The 19,455-nt window shown below is 69.3% G+C and carries 15 protein-coding genes; 6 read left to right on the plus strand and 9 right to left on the minus strand.

Annotated elements, in window-relative coordinates:
- The first annotated feature begins 4 nt into the window (after nt 1-4).
- Together AB0E69_RS39050 and AB0E69_RS39055 are read left to right on the plus strand one after the other, a co-directional pair.
- Entirely contained in the window at nt 5-547 is a 543-nt protein-coding gene (locus tag AB0E69_RS39050) for a sigma-70 family RNA polymerase sigma factor (protein ID WP_360158740.1), read from the plus strand.
- Nucleotides 544-1,731, plus strand: coding sequence for a hypothetical protein (locus AB0E69_RS39055; RefSeq protein ID WP_360158743.1), 1,188 nt, complete (start codon nt 544-546; stop codon nt 1,729-1,731). Before AB0E69_RS39050 ends, AB0E69_RS39055 begins: the two co-directional genes overlap by 4 nt.
- Nucleotides 1,732-1,780: 49 nt before the next feature.
- Here AB0E69_RS39055 and AB0E69_RS39060 read toward each other — a convergent pair whose 3' ends face one another.
- Nucleotides 1,781-4,765, minus strand: a complete 2,985-nt coding sequence (locus AB0E69_RS39060) for a S8 family serine peptidase (protein WP_360158746.1) — start codon at nt 4,763-4,765, stop codon at nt 1,781-1,783.
- Between the two features lie 130 nt (nt 4,766-4,895).
- On the opposite strand from AB0E69_RS39060, the gene AB0E69_RS39065 reads away from it, so the two are divergent.
- Nucleotides 4,896-5,354, plus strand: a complete 459-nt coding sequence (locus tag AB0E69_RS39065) for an SRPBCC family protein (RefSeq protein WP_360158749.1) — start codon at nt 4,896-4,898, stop codon at nt 5,352-5,354.
- A 161-nt stretch (nt 5,355-5,515) separates the two neighbouring features.
- On the plus strand, nt 5,516-5,776 hold the full coding sequence (gene rpsT / locus AB0E69_RS39070) for a 30S ribosomal protein S20 (RefSeq protein WP_360158752.1): 261 nt from the start codon (nt 5,516-5,518) through the stop codon (nt 5,774-5,776).
- A gap of 198 nt (nt 5,777-5,974) precedes the next feature.
- Here the strand turns inward: rpsT and holA are convergent, their stop codons facing one another.
- Nucleotides 5,975-6,958 carry a DNA polymerase III subunit delta gene (gene holA, locus AB0E69_RS39075; RefSeq protein WP_360158755.1) on the minus strand — a complete coding sequence of 328 codons (984 nt, stop codon included), beginning with the start codon at nt 6,956-6,958 and terminating at the stop codon, nt 5,975-5,977.
- 70 nt (nt 6,959-7,028) lie between these two features.
- On the opposite strand from holA, the gene AB0E69_RS39080 reads away from it, so the two are divergent.
- Nucleotides 7,029-7,592 carry an isochorismatase family protein gene (locus tag AB0E69_RS39080; protein ID WP_360158758.1) on the plus strand — a complete coding sequence of 188 codons (564 nt, stop codon included), beginning with the start codon at nt 7,029-7,031 and terminating at the stop codon, nt 7,590-7,592.
- 109 nt (nt 7,593-7,701) lie between these two features.
- Here the strand turns inward: AB0E69_RS39080 and AB0E69_RS39085 are convergent, their stop codons facing one another.
- From AB0E69_RS39085 to AB0E69_RS39095, 3 genes are all read right to left on the minus strand, one after another.
- The gene (locus AB0E69_RS39085; RefSeq protein ID WP_360158761.1) at nt 7,702-10,080 is read right to left on the minus strand and encodes a ComEC/Rec2 family competence protein; all 2,379 of its coding nucleotides are present in this window, start codon (nt 10,078-10,080) and stop codon (nt 7,702-7,704) included.
- On the minus strand, nt 10,067-11,032 hold the full coding sequence (locus AB0E69_RS39090) for a ComEA family DNA-binding protein (RefSeq protein ID WP_360158764.1): 966 nt from the start codon (nt 11,030-11,032) through the stop codon (nt 10,067-10,069). The genes AB0E69_RS39085 and AB0E69_RS39090 overlap by 14 nt, the downstream gene beginning before the upstream one ends.
- A gap of 72 nt (nt 11,033-11,104) precedes the next feature.
- On the minus strand, nt 11,105-11,947 hold the full coding sequence (locus AB0E69_RS39095; RefSeq protein WP_360158767.1) for a DegV family protein: 843 nt from the start codon (nt 11,945-11,947) through the stop codon (nt 11,105-11,107).
- A gap of 53 nt (nt 11,948-12,000) precedes the next feature.
- Here AB0E69_RS39095 and AB0E69_RS39100 point away from each other — a divergent pair, with 53 nt between their 5' ends.
- Nucleotides 12,001-12,501: a pyridoxamine 5'-phosphate oxidase family protein gene (locus AB0E69_RS39100; protein ID WP_360158770.1), complete on the plus strand. Its 501-nt coding sequence runs from the start codon at nt 12,001-12,003 to the stop codon at nt 12,499-12,501.
- An 819-nt stretch (nt 12,502-13,320) separates the two neighbouring features.
- On the opposite strand, the gene AB0E69_RS39105 is transcribed toward AB0E69_RS39100, so the two are convergent.
- The 4 genes from AB0E69_RS39105 to leuS form a co-directional block, all read right to left on the minus strand.
- The gene (locus AB0E69_RS39105; protein ID WP_360158773.1) at nt 13,321-15,912 is read right to left on the minus strand and encodes a helix-turn-helix domain-containing protein; all 2,592 of its coding nucleotides are present in this window, start codon (nt 15,910-15,912) and stop codon (nt 13,321-13,323) included.
- Nucleotides 15,913-16,234: 322 nt separating this feature from the next.
- Entirely contained in the window at nt 16,235-16,429 is a 195-nt protein-coding gene (locus tag AB0E69_RS39110) for a hypothetical protein (RefSeq protein ID WP_360158776.1), read from the minus strand.
- Nucleotides 16,430-16,530: 101 nt separating this feature from the next.
- Nucleotides 16,531-16,935, minus strand: a complete 405-nt coding sequence (locus AB0E69_RS39115; protein ID WP_360158779.1) for a YjbQ family protein — start codon at nt 16,933-16,935, stop codon at nt 16,531-16,533.
- A complete protein-coding gene (gene leuS, locus AB0E69_RS39120; protein ID WP_360158782.1) occupies nt 16,935-19,430 on the minus strand; it encodes a leucine--tRNA ligase in 2,496 nt (831 codons plus the stop codon). Before leuS ends, AB0E69_RS39115 begins: the two co-directional genes overlap by 1 nt.
- Between the last annotated feature and the right edge of the window lie 25 nt (nt 19,431-19,455).

Genomic DNA, 19,455 nt, shown 5'->3' on the forward strand with positions numbered 1-19,455 from the left:
GGGTGTGACGAATCCAGTGGTGAGTATCGAGCAGCATCCTCACCAGGTGGCGGCCGGCGGCGAGGCACGTGACGCCGTGACAGCGCTGTACGGCCGGGAGTGGCGCGGTCTCGTGCGCCTGGCCGTCCTGGTGATCGATGACCGACAGACAGCCGAAGACATAGTCCAGGAGGCGTTCGCCCAGCTGTACCGGCGATGGCCGCTCAAGGACTCCGACAAGGCGCTCGGGTACCTGCGCTCGACCGTGCTCAACGCGAGCCGGTCCGCGCTGCGGCGCCGCCGGGTGGCCCGCCTCTACACCCCACCGCACCAGGCGCCACAGGACTCCGCGGAGAGCACCGCCGTCCTCGGCGAGCAACGCCAGGAGGTACGCCGGGCGCTCCAGGGGCTGTCCACCCGCCCCCGCGAGGTGCTCGTCCTGCGCTACTACCTCGACCTCCCGTTCGAGGAGATCGCCGAGATCCTCGGCATCAGCGCATCCACCGCCCGCTCGACCGCGTCGCGCGGCCTCACGGCGCTCACCAAGAAACTCGAGGAACTCCGATGACCGACACCGAAACCCGCCTCCGCGACTACCTGCACGCCGCAGCCAACACCATCCCCGACACCACCCCCGCCCCCGCCCTCCACCTGGACACCACCACCACCTCCACCCGCCCCCGCTGGCTCCCGATGACACTGGCCGCGGCAAGCATCGGCGCCGTCCTGGTCCTGCTGGTCCCGTTCCTGACCGGACTGGCCCACAAGGGCGGAGCCAACTCGGCCGCCACCCCGACACCGGCGGCGCCGACCAAGGGCCCGGTGTCCGGCGCGGCACCGCGTATCCCGTACACGGTCACCGTTCAGGACAACACCGACAATCCGCTCGATACCTGGTGGCGGACTCTCTACGACCACGGGCAGACCGTGAAGAACCCGGGCACCCACGGCAACGTGCTCGGCCGCTTCGGGGACGACAGTTGGCTGATCGAGACCGGCTATCCGAAGTACAGCCAGCTGGCTGTACTGGACTCCGCCGGCAAGGTCCGTCCGCTCGGCCCGAAGGGCGCTGACGGCCCAAAGTACTCGCCCGACCGCGAACAACTCGCGGCCGAGGTGTGGCTCCGGTTCGGCACGCCCCAAGCCCACAACAAGATCGTCGTGCTGGATCTTGGCACCGGCAGGGAGGTTACGGCCCTCGAGCCGCCGGTCAACGGCGCAGGGGTCATCACCTGGGCGAAGGAAGGGATCATCCTGGGCGACTTCAGCCACAGTACGAACAAGTCCTTCCTGTGGCAGCCCGGCAAAGGCCAGCCGCAGGAGGTGCATGGCATCCAGAGCCCGCTGTTCGTCCAGGCCGTGCCGGCGACCGGCAAGCTCCTCGACTACACCCCCAAGGGTTGCCCCCGGATCGGGGTACTGCGGGACAACGCGTTCGTCGCCGAGCACGAGTACTGCGGCGCGTCCGACTCGAGCTTTCACGCGGCGGTCTCACCGGACGGCCGCACGCTGTTCAGCAACCAGATGAAGGTCGCCCTCGACCTGTACACCGGCGCGACCACTGCGCTCCGGCTGCCGGGCCGGGTCGAGTCAGTGTTCTCCGCCGCTGTCTTCGAGGATCCGACGAACCTCATCGCGGTGGCCGAGGACAAGCGAGTCCAGCGGATGTACCGCTGCAGCGTCGCCACGGGTGAGTGCAAGGTCCTCCGCACCGCGGGGGGCCTTGAGATGCTGGGCGCGGTCAAGCCCTGACCATTCTCTGTCGAAGGCGGCCCTGGGGTTCGGGGCCGCCTTTCGTCGGTTAGCTGTCGACGCGGAGGATGGTGTTGCCGGAGCCGTCTGCGCCGTCGGTGTAGTGGAGTTGGGCGAGGTAGCGGGTGGTGGGGGTGAGGTTGGACCAGGTGGCGGTGACTGCGGTTTCGCCTGCTACCTGGACCTGCTGGGTGGCAGGAGTGACGGTGAGGTTGCCTTCGGGGTTCTGGAGTTGCCAGTGGTTGAGTTTGATTGGTTGCTCGGTGGCGCCGGCGAAGAGGTCGACGTAGATGTCGACGGGGCCGCCGGCGGGTTGTGGGAGGTTGGCCTCTTCCTCGGCTGTGCCGCCGGTGCTGCTGGCGAGGAGGGTCGTCGTGCCGGCCTTGTAGACGAAGACGTCCAGGTCGGTGCCAGCCGGGTAGTCCGCGTCGAAGGTGGAGAAGCGGGCGTACGTCGTACCGGCCGGGATGTCCGCGGTGAACTTCGCGACGTGGTCGTTGGCCTTGGGCGCGGTGGTCGGGAACGACACCCCGCCCGGGTTCTTGAGCGTCGCGTCGTTGACGGTCGCCGGGGTCAGGCCGAGGGCGGTGGTGTTGAGCGTCCCGGCGTACCCGGCCCTGAGCGGGACCTCGACGGATCCGCTCGTCCCAGTGCCGTTGACCTGGGTCGGCGCCTTCACCGTCAGCGGCTTGATCGCCAGCGTGCTGCTGACTGTATGCCTCGCCGACTTCCACACGAGCTTGCCGAAGTCGTACTGCTCGAGGGGCGCACCGTCGTTCTCGATCGTCACCTTGTACGTCGTGCTGCGCCCGGGCAGGGTGACCAGGATCCGCGGCGACACGGTCACCTTGAGACCCTTCAGACCCTCGACCTTCGGGAAGTAGACCTCCGGCAGCTTGCCGACGTTCGTCACGGTCCGGGTCACGGTCTGCTTGCCGGCCAGGTCGCCGATGGCGATCGTCGGGTAGTTGAGGTCGCTCAGGTCGATCTTGCCGTTGGCGCACAGCTCGTGCGTGCTCGGCACCTGCCCACTGCCACAGACGAACTTCGTCCAGTCCGGGTACGACGAGTCGTAGACCAGGCCGGGGTCCATGCCCAGCTTCGGTTGCACCAGACCGGCGCCGTACCCGAACGGGTTGCCCGGTGAGCCGGAGTCGTTCTGGATCGGCTTGCCCGCGGTGTCCTGGTCGGTGGCGGTCGTCATCAGCGCGGACTTGATCGCCATCGGGGACCAGGTCGGGTGCTTGCTCTTCAGCACGGCCGCGATCCCGGCGACGTGCGGCGTGGACATCGACGTACCGCTCATGAACGCGTACTCGCCACCGGCCGCGCTGAACGCGGTCGTCGCGGCCAGGACGTTCGTGCCCGGCGCCATGATGTCCGGCTTGAGCAGGTCACCGTTCCCGGCCACGGACGGCCCGCGGCTGGACGAGGCGGCGACCTTCGGCGCGACGACGCGGACCGGCGTACCGGCGCTGATCGTGGCGGTCGGGTTCGCGGTCCCGCCGACGTACGCCTTGATCTCGGCCGACTTGGTGTCGTCGAGGTGGACCGTCGGAACCGTGTGCAGGTCGGAGTCCAGCGTGCCGGGCGTGAGGTTGAGCAGGATCATGCCGACGCCGCCGGCGTTCTTCACCTGCAGGCTCTTGTCGACGCGGGCGTTGACGCCGCGGTCGCAGACGACGATCTTGCCCTTCACCTTGGCCGGGTCGAGCGTGCCGGCCTGGCAGAGGGTGAGGTTGGCGGGGTTGGCGCCGTCGAGTCCGGCGTCCTTGGCGAGGATCACGGGAGCTTGCGGCGTACCGGCGCCGATGCCCGCGCCGGTGTAGGTCTTGCCGTTGCCGAGCGTGAGGGTGGTCTGGATGTCGCGGTCATGGGTGCCGTTGGCAACGGTCATCACCCACGGGTACGGCTTGCCGACGGTCGCGTCGCCCGGACCGGTGTTGCCGGCGCTGGTCGCGACGAACACGCCCGCCTTGGCCGCGCGCAGGAAGGCGAGACCGGTGGCGTTCACGTACGACGATCCGCTGCCGGAGATGGAGTAGTTGATCACGTCCACGCCGTCGGAGACCGCGGCGTCGATGGCGGCCACGATGTCGGCGTCCGTACCGCTGCCGGCGCCGGTCGCGTCGACCGCCCACAGCGCCTTGTAGATCGCCAGGCGGGCGTGCGGCGCCATACCCGAACCCTTGCCGTAGTCACGGCCCATGACGGTCATGTCGACGCCGTAGTTGCCGGCCGCGGTACTCGCGGTGTGCGTGCCGTGGCCGCCGTAGTCGCGCGGCGACTTGTACTCCTCCGGGATCGGGCGGGTGCCTATGCCCTTGTCGAAGTACCGGGCGCCGATCACCTTGTTGTTGCAGGTGACTGGCGCCTCCTCGCCGGCCTGGCAGGTGCCCTTCCACTTCTTCGCGACGAGCGCGTCGGAGTGCTTGCTGGTCTTGATCGGCGCGAAGCTCGGCCGCTCCGGCGTGTACCCGGAGTCGATCATGCCGATGATCACGCCGTCGCCGGCCTTGTCGACCCCGCCCGCCTGCTGCCACGCGCCGCCCTTGCCGGACAGCCCGAGGAAGCGCGGGGTGTCGACGGTATCCGCGTGCTCGATGTCGCTCGGCTCGACGCTCTTCACGCCGGAGGACTTGGCCAGCTTGACGGCGTCGTCGTACGACATCTCGGCGGAGAAACCGGCGTACGTGTAGTTGTAGTCGTAGAGCTTCTTGGCGTCCGGGACCTGGTCAAGGAGGTCGGTCCGCTCGGTGGCCAGGTGCTGGACGTAGTCGACGACGCTGGTGGCGGTCTTCAGGAGCTTGCCGCCGGGGAGGACCTTCGTCGCGGCCAGGCCCGCGATGTCGCCGTCGTACTCCGTCACCGGGGAGTCGTCCAGCTGGACGATGTACGACCCGGTCGCGGAGCGTTTCACCTGCGGATCGGCTGGTTTCTGGTCGGCGTGAGCGGCGTTCACCAGCACGGGTACGCCGGCGGCTGCGGCGACGAGTGCGGTGGCGACCAGGATCGCAGGGCGCTTGCGGGTCACTGAATGTCCTCCAGGGCGGCGGTGGCTCGCTGCCCGTGACAAGGGTCACGGGCAGCCCGAGTATGCCGTCAGCGGTCCCTGCTGTCACGCTCGGCATACCGCTTGTGTGCCGAGAGCAAGGGATTACCCGATGCCGGACCTGACCGAGACGATCGCGGTCGACGCCTCCACCGACGCCCTTTATTCATTGGTCAGCGATCTACCCCGGATGAGCGAGTGGAGCCCCGAGTGCACGCGGGTCACCTGGTCCGCCGGCTCCGGGCCGGTGCTGGGGGCTCGCTTCATCGGTCACAACCGCGTCGGGCTGATCCGCTGGTTCACCTTCGGCCGTGTCGTCGCCGCCGAACCCGGGCGCCGATTCACCTTCCACATCACCTTCGGGCCCATCCCGATCTCCCTCTGGGAGTACAAGCTCCAGCCGACCCCGGACGGCTGCGAGGTCACCGAATCCTGGACCGACCACCGGCCGCGCGGATTGAGGCACCTCTTCCGCCCCTTCTTCGGCGACCGCGTGCCGCGTAACGCGGACGGCATCCACACCACCCTCACCCGCCTGAAATCCGCGGCCGAGGCATCCACCCGGGCCTGACCTTCGCCTGCGCGCTCCCCCGGCCCGGCAGGACTGCCGGTTTGGAGGTGGGTGGGGCTTGTTGGTAATCTGGTTCTTCGCGCGCTCACGGGTGGTGCTCAGCCGTGCGCCGCAACACCATCCTGTATTGACCGCATACTCCTGATCGAGGCTCTGCTCACGTGGCGAACATCAAGTCCCAGATCAAGCGCAACCGCCAGAACGAGGCTGCGCGACTTCGCAACAAGTCGGTGAAGTCGACCCTGAAGACGGCTGTTCGCCGCTTCCACGAGGCCGTCGACGCCGGCGAGGCCGACAAGGTGCAGGACACCGCGCGCAAGGCCGGCCGCCTGCTCGACAAGGCCGTCAGCAAGGGCGTCATCCACGCCAACCAGGCTGCGAACCGCAAGTCGGCCATCTTCAAGAAGGCCGCGTCGCTCTGACGCATCCGGGTCGCGTCTGCTGACGCACCCCCGAACGATCGGCCCGTCTCCGACCGGCCGATCGTTTTTGCGTGCCCAAACCGGCCGCCCGGCTGCGCCTGCTTGAGCTCGGGGACGAGGTCCCGTGCACCTGCTCGGGCTCAGGGACGAGGTCCCGGGCCCCTGCTCGGGCTCGGGGACTGGCTCCTGGCGGGTTGGTCAGCGGCGGCCGTGGGCTCGGCTGACCGTGATGATCATTCGTTCCAGGGCGTAGCCGGCGTCGCCGGACGCGCCCTTCACGTCGGCGTCGGCCTGGGCGACGGCCTTGATCGCGGCCGCCAGTCCGCCCGGCGTCCAGCCCCGGGACTGCTGCTTCAGCTGCTTGAGCTTCCACGGCGGTACGCCGACCTCGCGCGCCAGGTCCCCTTCCCGCATCCCGCTCGGCGCACTCGCGTACTTCGCCAACCCGCGCAACCCGCCCGCCATCGCACTCGTCACCAGCACCGGCGCGACCCCGCAATCCAGCGCCCAGCGCAGCTGCTCGAGCGCCGGCTCGGTCCGGCCTGCGATCGCCGCGTCGGCGACCGCGAAGCTCGTCACCTCCGCGCGACCACCGAAGTACTGCCCGATCAGCTCGGCTGTCACCGCCTGACCGCCAGAGTCCGACACCAGCTGTGAACACGCGCCGGCGAGCGCCCGCAGATCGTGCCCGACCGCGTCGACCAACGCGGACGCCGCGCCCTCGTCGACGGACCCGCCGTGCAGGCGGATCTCCCCGGCCACGAACTGCGGCAGCTCCCACGTCTTCGGCGCGGTCGCGACCACCTCGTTGACCGATGCCTTCCGCAACTTGTCGAGGACGGCCTTGCCCTTCTGCCCACCGGAGTGCACGAGCACGACGAGTACGTCGTCCGCGGACTTCCCGGCGTACTCGATCAGGTGTGGCGCCATCTCGCTCGGCAGGTTCTCCAGGGCGCGCAGCACCAGCACCCGCTCGCTGGCGAACAACGACGGACCGGTGAGCTCCGCGAACACACCGATGTCCAGCGTGGACGCCTCGACGTCCGTCACCTCGACATCCGTGCTGCCCTTCGACACCGCCGCGATCGCCGATCGCACCGCCCGGTCGGCAAGGAACGACTCGGATCCCGTCACCAGCAACACGTCGCCGAGCTTCGGCGCAGACCCCTTACGACCAGCCACCGAGCCAGCATCCCACGCCACCCCGACAAATCCCGTGCCAACCCCTGGCCGCACCAGCGAGGATGGCGGGATGAGTTCAGAAGTACGGCCCGTCGACGGGTTGATCGTGGTCGATGTGCAGACAGCGTTCGTCTCCGGCGAGGGAGCCGTGCCTGAAGCAGGTCCGCTCCTCGAGCACGTCACCCAACTGCTGGACCGCGCCCGCGAGGCCGACGCGGTGATCGTGCACCTCCAGAACGACGGACCGCCTGGCGCCGACGACGAGCCTGACTCCCCCGGCTGGGAGCTCTACCTCCCGGTGAAGCCGGGTCCACGCGAGCACGTCATCCGCAAACCGCGCGACGACGGGTTCGACGGAACCCCGCTGGGCCAGATCCTGGTCGCCGCCGGCGTCCGCTCCCTCGCAATCTGCGGGGTCATGTCCGAAATGTGCGTCCAAGCCACGGCCCGCACGGCCCTGGCCCGCGGCTACCGAGTAGTCCTGCCCCACGACGCCCACGCTACCTATGAGGCTCCCGCAGTTCCCGGCGTCATCGAAGCCATCCCGGCCCAGATCGTCTCCCGCGTGGCCGCCTGGGCCCTCGGCGACCAACCCGAAAACACCGTCCCTACCTCAGCCGTCACGTTCAGTTGACGGCGGGGGCCGCGGCGAGCAGTGACCTGCTGACGGCCGGGGCCGACGGCGGGCAGTGATCTGCTGACAGCCGGCAGGCAGCGAGTGGTGACCTGGACTCGCACTGAGGTCATGGCGCATGCCCGGAGGTCGTGAGGGTCAGGTGGTTCTGCGGGTTGGCGACGGTCAGGGTCCCGGTGGTGTTGGTCGTGGCGGTGCGGAACGAGTCGTGGGACAGGAGATCGAGCGTCCTCGGCGCGGGATGACCGTAGTCGTTGTCGCGGCCGGCCGAGATCAGCGCGAGTCGTGCATTGGTTGCTGCGATGAACGTCGGGTCCTGCCGTGCAGAGCCGTGGTGCGGGACCTTCAGTACGTCGACGCGCAGGTCGGCGCCGGTCGCGAGGATGGCGCGCTGGGATTCGGGTTCGAGATCGCCGGTGAGCAGGATCCGCAGGCCGGAGAGCTCGACCATCATCGCGATGCTCGCGTTGTTCTCCGGCGACCCCTCGTCGGTCGGCGTCGCGGACGACGTACCGGCTGGCGGCAGCGCCGGTACTCGCGCCGGCCACAGCGTGGTCCAGCTCAACGCACCGACCACGCGTCGCTCCTGGTACGCGACGATCCGCAGACCGATCCCGTGCCGCGCCGCGAGCTCGACCACCCGCCGGTACTCCGCCGGCGGCGAGAAGTACGGCGTCACTTCAATCTCGTCGACCCGTCTGCCGTTGAGGACTCCGGCCAGACCGCCGACATGGTCCGCGTGGAAATGAGTGAGCACGAGAACCGGGATGTGCTCAACCCGCAGATCCCGCAGGCACCGATCCATCGCGGCCGGATCCGGGCCTGTGTCGACGACTACCGCCGTACGATCGCCAGCTCTTAACACCAAACCATCTCCTTGTCCGACGTCACACATCACAAACAGCCAGTCGCGCGGCGCCCGGCCGAGCGAACCGACCGGACGCAGTAGGACGACCGCGAGCAGAACAACTGCGAGGACCATGGCGATCGGGCGGACCAGGATGCGGTGCAGGCCGAGCACGAGCGCCACGCAGAGCAGGGTGAGAACGGCGACGCCGACCGCCGTCGCGGGCCAGGCGTTCGCTGCTCCCGGCAGACCGGCGCCTTCGCGGGCGACGACGATGATCCAGCGCGCCGGCCAGCCCGCAACCCAGCCGACGAGTTGCGCCAACCACGTGCTCAGCAAGGCGACCCCGGCCGCTGTGAAGCCGACGATCGTGGCCGGTCCGACCGCCGGTCCGGCCAGGAGGTTGGCCCCGACCGCGACCATCGAGACCTGGCCGGACAGCCACGCGACTATCGGCGTACACGCGAGCTGAGCAGCCAAAGGGCACGAGATCGCCTCGGCCAACCAACGCGGCAGCCACTTCGCCAACGCGTCCCGCCAGCCCGGGCCGAGTAGCACGATGCCCGCGGTCGCGAGCACCGAGAGCGCGAACCCGGCCGAGCGCGCCAGGGAAGTATCGAGGAGAAGCAGCACGATCACGGCGAACGAGAGAGTGCGCACAGCTCGTCGCCGCGCTCCCCCGGTCGTCATTGCTGCCAGCGCGATCAGACCCATCGCAGCCGCTCGGAGCACGCTCGGCTGTGGTCTGGCGAGGATGACGAACACCACGACCGTCATCACACCGACCACGGTCAAGCCGCGCGCCCGTACTCCGAGCAGCCTGGCCACCGGGAGGAGGAACGCCAGGAGCAGGGTGAGGTTGGTGCCGGACACCGCGGACAGATGAGTCAGGCCGGTGGTTTGGAAATCTTGGTTGAGATCGGTGGATAGGGCGGATTCGTCTCCCATCACTAGTGCTGGGACCAGGCCGCGTACGTCGTCGGGCTCTTTGGCCACTGCTTCGCGGAGGCCGGCGCGGACGTGCTCGGCGGCTCGCAGCCACCAGGGTGGTTCGTCCACGGGTCGCGGGGGCGAGCGTGTGGAGAGCATGGCGGCGACGTCGGAGCCGTCCTCGACTTGTTGGAGTCTGCCGTTGGCGTTGACGTGCTGGCCGAATCTGACGGTCTGCCACTTGATGGTGCCGATGACGAGGACCGGCGTACGGACTCGGGTTGTGGCGGTGCGGGTGCGGACCTCCTCGATGGTGGCTTTGAGGACGACGTACGGCGGGCGGCGGCTGGTGGTGCTTTGGCGGAGGGACGGGTCTCCTTCGATCTTGAGGCGGACGGTGACGGTTGCGTTGTCGGCGGCGAGGTCGTGGACAGGCCCGGCGCGGAGGGCAGTGGTTTGCAGGGCGGCGGCTGTTGCCAGGCCTGCGATGACGACCAGCGAGCCGGTTGCGGTCCAGCCGGAGCTGGCCCAGGTCGTGGGCTTCCTGCGGAGGATGAGGGCGACGGTGATGGCCAGCGCCAGGGCTGTGGTGGCGGCGATTGCGGCGGTCAGGGGCCGCTGGTTGAGGAGGAGTACTGCGGTGAGCCAGCCAGTGGCAGCTGGGATGAGAAGGCGGGCGTCGAGTCGGTCGTCGGGGTCAGAGGCGGACATGGGGTTTGAGGGAGTCGAACTTCTTGGGACCTACGCCTGGGACCTCCTGTAGTTGGTCGATGGTGGTGAAGGGGCCGTTCTGGGTGCGGTAGTCGAGGATGCGCTGGGCGAGGACGGGACCGACGCCGGGGAGGGCGTCGAGTTGGTCGAGGGTGGCGGTGTTGAGGTTGACGGGGTCGGTGGCGGCTGGCGTCGGGCTGCTGTTGGTCGTGCTGGATCCGGGTGGGTGTGTGGGCGGGGGTGCGTTCGGGAGGCCGACGAGGATCTGTTCGCCGTCGGTGACTTGGCGGGCGAGGTTGAGGGTGGTGAGGTCCACGCCGGGGAGTGGACCGCCGGCGAGCGCGAGTACGTCGGCCACGCGGGAGCCGGTCGGGGCGCGGACGAGACCGGGACGGCGTACCTTGCCGGCGACGTCCACGACCACAACTGCCTGTGGACCTCCCGAGGACGGCTGAGTCGGGTTGGACGGACCTGTGCCGGGCTGGCCGGTGGAGCCGGGCGTGGACAGGTTGCCGGGTTGTCCGGTGTTGGAGCCGGGGGTCGATGCCTTGCCGGGTTGCCCAGGCGTGGTCGCGTTGCCGGGTTGTCCGGTGGTGGGTGGATTGCCAGGTTGGGTGACGGGTGTGCCGGTGGCGGCGGTGGTTGGGCGGGTGTCGGGGAGGGTCTCGGGGCGGCTGTGGAAGACGGACCAGGCGGCCCAGGCGATGCCGATCGCGAGGACGGCGGCCAGGACGACGACATGGCGTGGGGACAGGGTCCAGCGGGCGTCTCGTAGTCGCTCGGGCCGGACGGGTTCGGGGATCCAGCCGCCTCGCACCACCTCATCACGCTCCTCATCACGCACCTCCGGGAGTTCGCCGAGGGCGTGCTCCGGTGGCCGGGCGCCGAGGCGTGCGAGTGCACGCTCCCGCGCGCCCGGTTCGTCCACCGGACCACGCCGAAAAACCTTCACGCCCAAGAAAGTACGAGTTTGCAACCCGCCAACCGCCCCCCACTTTCAACCTGTGGAGAACCGCCCGAAGGCTTAGTCGGGGGCTACTACTACGGCTAGGAGGCCGGGGCCTACGTGGGCGCCTATGACGGCGCCTACTTCGCGGACGAAGACTTCTTTGGCCTGGGGGAGGCGGGTGGCCAGGTCGTCGGCCAGGGACTGGGCTTTTTCCAGGTTGGCCAGGTGGTGGACGGCCAGGTGGACGGGGGTGTCGCCGGCGCGTTGGACCGCGATGTCGGCCAGACGGGCGATGGCGCGGGACGAGGTGCGGACCTTTTCGAGCGGGACGATGCGGCCGCCCTTGATGGTGAGCAGGGGTTTGACGGCCAGCGCCGTACCGAACAGGGCCTGGGCGGCGCCGATGCGGCCGCCGCGGCGCAGGTACTCGAGGGTGTCGACGTAGAAGTACGTCGAGACGGTCTTCATCCGGGCGCGTGCTGCCGCCTCGACGCCGGCGAGGTCCTCCCCCGCGGCGGCTGCGGCGGCCGCGGCCAGGACCGGGAAGCCGAGACCCATGCCGAGTGAGCGGGAGTCGACCACGCGCACCGGGATCGGCGACTCCTTCGCGCCGATCATGGCCGCCTCGAAGGTGCCGGACATGTCACCGGACAGATGCACCGAGACGATCGCCGAGGCACCCTCCTTCGCGCAGCTCGCGTACGTGTCGGCGAAGGTCTGCGGCGCCGGGCGGCTGGTCGAGACCGGCGTGAACGTCTTCAGCGCCTCCGCGACCGCGTCGGCCGAGGTGGCGCCGTCGTCGTACGACGTCCCGCCGATCACGACCTGGAGCGGTACGACGGTCAGCGGGTGCCGGAGCACCTCGTGCGTGGACAGGCCAGCCGTGGAGTCGGTGACGACGTGCACGCGGGCTGACATGCAGCGAGGTTACCGGACGGTTTATGTCCGCGCCTGGTGTCAGACTGCCCAACATGAGGGAGACAGTGGCGGAAGTCACGGCGCTGCAGGACCTGCTGGACGCGTCGTACGCACAATCCACGCAGCACCTGAAGAACATCATCAAAGGCCCGCGCAAGCTCGACGCGGAGGAGCTGACGCGGTTCCTGACCGGCATGTGCACGCTCAATCTGGCGACGGTCACGGCCAAAGGCGAGCCGCGGATCAGCGCGGTCGACGGGCACTTCCTGCACGCGCGGTGGGTGTTCACGACGTCCGGGTCGGCGGCGAAGGCGCGGCAGCTGAAGCGGCGGTCGGCGGCGAGCGTGTCGTACGTCGACGGCGAGCGGATCGGCGTGTTCAGCCACGGCGCGGTCGAGTTCCTCGGCACCGATCACCCGGACTTCCAGGAGATCGAGGAGCACCTCGTCAACCACTACGGCAGCTCGCCGTCCAGCTGGGCGGACGACATCGTCTACCTGCGGCTGCAGCCCACCTGGATGGTCGGCTACGCGTTCGACAAGACGAAGCTGTGAACGAGACAGCGAGGTGAAGGCCACCCCTCCGGAGCCTTCACCTCGCCTTGGTTTCGGCCGGGCCGGTGACGTCCCCCTCGTGCGTCACCTGCCCGGCGCGACCTACCGCCGGCTCCCCCTGGTTGTCGGCGGTGCAAGTTGATGGGGCCTCGGCGAGCTACTCCCCGTATCCGGCTCCGCGAGGGCCGGTCTGACCGCGAGCTCGTCGAGGTCCCGGGAGGCCCCAGCACCCGGCCCACCGGCGGGTGACCAAACCCACCGGTTTCCCCGTGCCGATCGGATCGCGACACTCGTCCCCTGTGTCGTGTGCCTGACCCGTTGCTGGGACCCCGCCCCGGATGTAGTGCCCTGACGGCGCACCACGCCCGGTTCAGGCAGGACAGATCCACACGTCGCAGCACTCCGGAGCTCTCGACAGCCGATCGGCGCCCCCACCAACCGGCCGCCGGATGCCCTCCGCGTCGCCTCTTCCGTGCTCGGCAGACCGGCGCTGCACCATGGCCTCTTCATGGTTCACCGCCCCTTCGCTGCCGTACCGCCCGGTGTCGGTCTCTGCTTCGTGGAACCTGCCCTACGGCTGTAATTCTTCGTCCCGAAGGCATGTCCGGACGAGGCAGATCCACCGGCAGTTACCCGGCAGCTTCGGGTGTGTCGCTCGGTCCCACGCCGTAGCGAGCAGGTGCTCGGTGCGGTAGCTCGGCGTGCGGGGGCGAAGGGTTCGATGCGGAGCATCGTGCCCTTTGCACCCGTGCGGCGAGGTGCCGTGCCGAGTGCCGCGCAGTAGGCGTGGGGCCGAGCGACACGCCCCACGATTCAGCGTCAGGAAAGGGCAGCTAGCGCGTCGTTCGCCAGTTGCTGTACTGCGGCGGCTGGGTCGGGCTTCGGCCAGCCCGGGGCCATCGAGGCGCGGGAGCAGGATTCCTGCAGGACGGCCCAGGCTGTCGGGAGCATGGGCGGGTCCATCGATCGCTGCCAGGCCAGCAGCTGCCCACACAGCTCGTCGGCCGCGTCGGACCGGTCGAGTGCGTGCAGCACAGCGACGGCCTCCGGGAGTACTTCGAGCAGGTACACAACCCGCCCCTCGACCAGGAGCCGGTTGACGGCGTCCCGGATCGCGATCCGGGACTGCTCGATCTCGCCGGCCGCGCGGGCGAGCCGGGAGCGGTAGAGCATGACCAGGTAGTCGAAGTACCCGCGGTGCCCGCGGATGTCGGCGTCGGCGGCGTCGAGCAGCGCCCGCGCCTCGTCGTACCGCCCGGCGTGGAACTCGACCATGGCCAGGCAACCGGCCACCTTGGTCCGCTCCGGGTCGTCCGACGCCTGGCTGTCCCGAGCCAGCTCAGCCCAGTGCCGAGCCTCAGCGAGGTTGCCGAGCTCGAGCTCGACCCGGCAGAGCGCCATGTAGGCGATCTCGTCCGGGTAGACGCCTGGGTTGACCAGCGCGGCCTCCCATGCGAGCAGGAGCTCCTTCGCGGCCGGCAGCCGACCCCACCGCAGCAGGGCGAGCCCACAGATTGCCTGAACAGTCGCCGACCGCTGGACGTCGCCATGCTTCCGCGCGTCGTCCACCAGCGCAGGTATCTCGGCCAGGCTCTGGGTGTCGAGCAAGTGCGACCCGGACGAAACCCAGCCGCCCCGGGCGACCAGGCTCATCTCCGTCTCCCCCGGGATGAGCGTCCGCGCCTCCTCGTAGTGGCGCCGCGCGCCGCGGATGTCGCCGGTCAGACCGGACAACCGCCCGGCGATGGCCAGCAGCTGACCACTGACCTCCTTGTCGGTCACCTCAGCCGCGCACAGCGTCGCCCACCGGATCCCGCTCTCCGCCACGCTCGCCTGGTACTGCCACGCGATCCGGAACCCGAGCACGATCCGGGCAGCCACGTCCCACTGCCCCAGCTCGGCCGCCCGCTCCAGCGCGACCTCGAAGACCGCCGAGTTCGCATGCGCGGCCCGGTACCGCCGGTCCCTGTCCGGCGACGACCACGCGCCCTCCAACCCGGAAACGTACGTCGAGCACCACGCGACCGCCCGGTCCCGGAACTCGGTCAGGTCAGAGCCCTGGGACGACAGACCGGCGTACGCATGCTCCCGGATCGTCTCCAGCAGCTTGTAGCGAGCGCCGTACAGCGCCTCGAACTCGTGCACCGGCTGCAGCAGTGACTTCTCCACCAGCTCGGCCAGCAGCATGGGTACGTCGATCTCGTGGAGGGGATCGCCCGTGCAGACCCCCGCGACGGCCTCCAACGTGAACGGCGACCCCAGCACCGACGTGCGGTACAGCAGCTGCCGCGCCGCGTCCGACAGCGCGTCGACGCTCCACGCGATCGTGTCTGCCAGCGTCCGCTGGTGCGGCGCACCGAACCGCCGCGGCCCGGACAGCAACCGGAACCGGTCGTCCAGGGCAGTCAGGATCGTCTCCACCGACAGCGACCCGGCTCGCGCGGCCGCCAGCTCCAGCGCCAACGGCAGCCCGTCCAGCCGGCGGCAGAGCCGAGCCACGGTCGGCGCACTCTCCGGCGTCAGCGAGAAGTCCGGCCGGACCCGCGCCACGCGGCGGCAGAACATCACCACGGCCGGCGAAGCGGCGATCTCCTCGAAGTCGTCGTCGTTCTGCGGTACGCCGAGCACCTGCACGCGCCGTACGACCTCGTCCGGCAGGCCGAGCGGGATGCGCGACGTGACCAGCACCCCGACCCCCGGGAAGCTGCGCACCATCCGGTTCGCCACAGTCGCGACGCCGTCGAGGACGTGCTCCGCGTTGTCCTCGACGATCACCAGATCGCCCGGACGGCGACCGGACAGTACGTCGTCGAGGTCCGACGTACCCGGCGCTGTCCCGAACGCGTCCAGGATGGCCGACGGTACGGCGGCGTCGCGCTGGACCGTGGTCAGGTCGACGACCACGACCGTGGTGTCCGCTCCGGAGAAGCGATCAGCGGCAGCCAACGCGAGCTCGGTCTTGCCAACGCCACCTGGGCCGACCAGAGTCACCAACCGGTTCTGGCGCAGCAGACCCTCGAGCTCCAGCAGTTCCTGCTCACGGCCGACGAGGCCGTCCGGGATCGGACGCGTCCCCCGCCACCGCAATCCGGTCGGGGCCGGATCGGCGACCGAGACGACGGGCGGCGCCGGGATCGGAGCTGCCTGCTGTACGACGCGGCGCGGAACGCCATGGCCGGCCGCTGCGAGGAAGTCGTCGATGTCCTGCAGTCCAAGGGCCGCCGCGAGCAGCCGGATCGAGTCCTTGCGCGGCCGCGCCACCCGGCCGGCCTCCATCTCCCGGATGGACCGGACGCTCAGCCCGGCGCGATCGGCCAGCTCCTCCTGGGAGAGGCCGGCGCGGACCCTCAGGTCGAGCAACAGACCGGCGAAAACGCGCCGCCCGTCCGCCCGGCCACCCGTGTCCGACACAGCCCGTCACCCCTCTTGAGGCCTCACGTACCTTCGGGAGGGTCCGGGATCCTGCGCCGTAGCGAGCAGGTGCTCGGCGGAGTGCCTCGGTGTGCTGGAGGGGAGGGTTCGATGCGGAGCATCGTGCCCTTCCCTCCAGTACGCCGAGGTGCCCGCCGAGTGCCGCGCAGTAGGCGCAGGATCCCGGACACTCCCGCACACAACATAGCGTGACGGGAGGCGCGGCGGCGGACCGGACCGGCGTGCGGGATGCGGCCTGGATCACACAATTCGTTGATCAAGGCAACAGAATTGAATTGCTGCGCGGACAGAAATACCGGTTTCAAGCAGATGCTCGAACCGAGGCCGATTCAGTTTCGTCCGCATAGAGGGAAAGCACTCCGGCCCAGTCGTCGAGGCGGGCGCGGGTGTCCGCGCGGCCGGAGTCGGCATTCAGCACACTGCCGTCGGAAATGCCCCGAGTGGCGCGGACCAGGAGGTCAACGGTGACATCGCGCAGGGTGTCCAGGGCTGCCATGCGGGTAATTCAAGCCGAGTCGTGTTTCGCAAACGTAACGCCATCGGCAACATCACGATAAGTCACCAAAATCCCGGCCGGCATTGTTACCGGGTAGTCCACTAACCGCTGACGAACGACAGCCGAACGTGCCGGTCGGGATTGTCCCGATTGGTGTCGACCAGACAGATCGACTGCCACGTCCCCAGCGTCAGCCGCCCGGCGAGAACCGGGAGAGTCGCGAACGGCGGGACCAGTGCGGGCAGCACATGGTCCCGGCCGTGCCCTGGCGATCCGTGCCGGTGCCGCCAGTCGAAGTCCCGCGGCAGCAGCTCCTCGAGCACCGCCAGCAGGTCGTCGTCGCTGCCCGCGCCGGTCTCCAGGACCGCGATCCCGGCGGTGGCGTGCGGCACGAACACGTGCAGCAGGCCGTCACCCCGGCCGGACACGAACTGCTCACACCGGGCCGTGAGGTCGACGACGACCTCACGGGAACCGGTGTGAATGTCCAGTACGACGGAGTCCATCAGGCCGGAACGATGTTGACCAGCTTGGGCGCCCGCACGATCACCTTGCGGGTACCGCGGCCGTCCAGCGCCTTCTGGACCGCGTCGGAGGCCAGGGCCAGCTGCTCCAGGTCGGCGTCGGAGACGTCCGGCGCGACCTCCAGCCGGTCCTTCACCTTGCCGGCGACCTGGACCACGCAGGTGACCGTGGCCTCGACCAGCAGCGCCGGGTCGACCTTCGGCCAGCCAACCTTCGCGACGGTCGGCTCGTGGCCCAGCTCCTCCCACATCTCCTCGGCCGTGTACGGCGCGACCAGGCTCAGCAGGATCGCCACGGTCTCGGCCGCCTCGCGGACCGCCGGGTCGGCAGCACCCGGCCCGGAGTCGATCGCCTTCCGGGTCGCGTTCACCAGCTCCATGATCCGGGCGACCATGACGTTGAACCGGTGCGTGTCGATCAGCTCGGCCGCGTCCGCCACAGTCCGGTGGGTGATCCGGCGCAGCTCGACGTCACCGGTCGAGGGATCCGAGCCCAGCGGCGCCTCGACCGATCCTGCCAGCCGCCAGGCCCGTTGCAGGAACTTCAGCGAGCCTCCCGGCGACATGTCGGCCCAGTCGATGTCGTCCGACGGCGGACCGGCGAAGACCATGGTCAGCCGGACCGCGTCCACGCCGTACTCGTCGATCATGTCGCCCAGGTTCACGCCGTTGCCCAGGGACTTGCTCATCGCCTTGCCCTGGTTGATGACCTGGCCCTGGTTCAGCAGCCGGGTGAACGGCTCGGTGACCTTCAGCAGGCCCATGTCGTACAGCGCCTTGACGAAGAACCGCGCGTACAGCAGGTGCAGTACGGCGTGCTCCTTGCCGCCGACGTACTGGTAGATCGACATCCACCGGTCCGCCACGTCCTGGTCGAACGGGCCGTCGGCGTAGGTCGGCGACAGGTAGCGCAGGAAGTACCACGACGAGTCGACGAAGGTGTCCATCGTGTCGGTGTCGCGCTCGGCCTTGCCGCCGCACTTCGGGCAGTCCACCTCGACCCACTCGCGGGCAGCCGCCAGCGGCGAGACGCCCTTCGGCTGCAGATCGGCGCCGCGCAGGTCGGGCAGCTCCATCGGCAGCTGGTCCTCCGGCACCGGCACCTCGCCGCAGGACGGGCAGTGGATGATCGGGATCGGGCAACCCCAGTACCGCTGCCGGCTCAGCAGCCAGTCGCGCAGCCGGTAGTTGATCGTCCGCTCGCCCAGGCCCTTGGCCTCCAGCCAGTCGATGATCCGCGACTTGGCCTCGGCGACCTCCAGCCCGTCCAGGCTGATCTCGTCGTTGGCGCTGTTGATGGCCGGCCCGTCGCCGGTGAACGCCTTGCCGTCGAAGTCCGGCGCCGGCTGCACGGTCCGCACGATCGGCAGGCCGAACTTCTCCGCGAACTCCCAGTCCCGGCTGTCCTGACCCGGCACGGCCATGATCGCGCCGGTGCCGTAGTCGGCCAGCACGTAGTCGGCGGCCCAGATCGGGATCCGCTGCCCGGTCACCGGGTTGATCGCGTACGATCCCAGGAACACCCCGGTCTTGTCCCGCTCGGTGCTCAGCCGCTCGATCTCGGTGGTCGCCTTGACCTTGGTCAGGTACTCCTCGAAAGCGGTCTGCTGCTCCGGCGTGACCAGCTCAGCGGCCAGCTTCGCGTCCGGCGCGACCACCATGAAGGTGGCGCCGAACAGCGTGTCCGGCCGGGTGGTGAAGACCTTGATCGGCTCGTCGCGGCCCTCGACCTCGAAGCTCGCGAACGCGCCCTCGGACCGGCCGATCCAGTTCCGCTGCATCAGCAGGATCTCTTCGGGCCACTCCAGCAGCGACATGTCGTCCAGCAGCCGCTGCGCGTAGTCCGTGGTCTTGAAGTACCACTGGGTCAGCTCGCGCTTGGTGACCTCGTGGCCGCAACGCTCGCAGCGGCCCTGGATCACCTGCTCGTTGGCCAGCACGGTCTGGTCGAACGGGCACCAGTTGACGTACGACGCCTTGCGGTACGCCAGACCGCGCTCGTACAGCCGCAGGAACAGCCACTGGGTCCAGCGGTAGTACTCCGGGTCGGACGTGTGCAGCCGGCGCGACCAGTCGAAGCTGATCGCGTAGCGGCGGATCGACTCGGCCTGGGTCTCGATGTTGGCGTACGTGAACGTCGCCGGGTGCTCGTTGCGCTTGATGGCCGCGTTCTCGGCCGGCAGCCCGAAGGAGTCCCAGCCGATCGGGTTCAGCACGTCGTACCCCTGCTGGAACCAGTAGCGGGCCAGCACGTCGTGCAGGGCGAACACCTCGGCGTGGCCCATGTGCAGGTCGCCGGAGGGGTAGGAGAACATCGTGAGCGCGTAGCGACGCTCGGCCGAGCCGTCGTCCTTCGCCTTGAACGGGTCCAGCTTCTCCCACACCGGACGCCACTTCACCTGCATGGCGTTGAAGTCGTAGCCGCCCCGGTCAATGGGGGCGTCATCCACCTGCTCGCTCACGGTCCTACTCCGCATTCTTGAGTCTTGTTGAGCCTTAATG

Origin of the sequence: Kribbella sp. NPDC026611, assembly GCF_040638345.1 — a bacterium.
In the GTDB taxonomy this organism is placed as follows: domain Bacteria; phylum Actinomycetota; class Actinomycetes; order Propionibacteriales; family Kribbellaceae; genus Kribbella.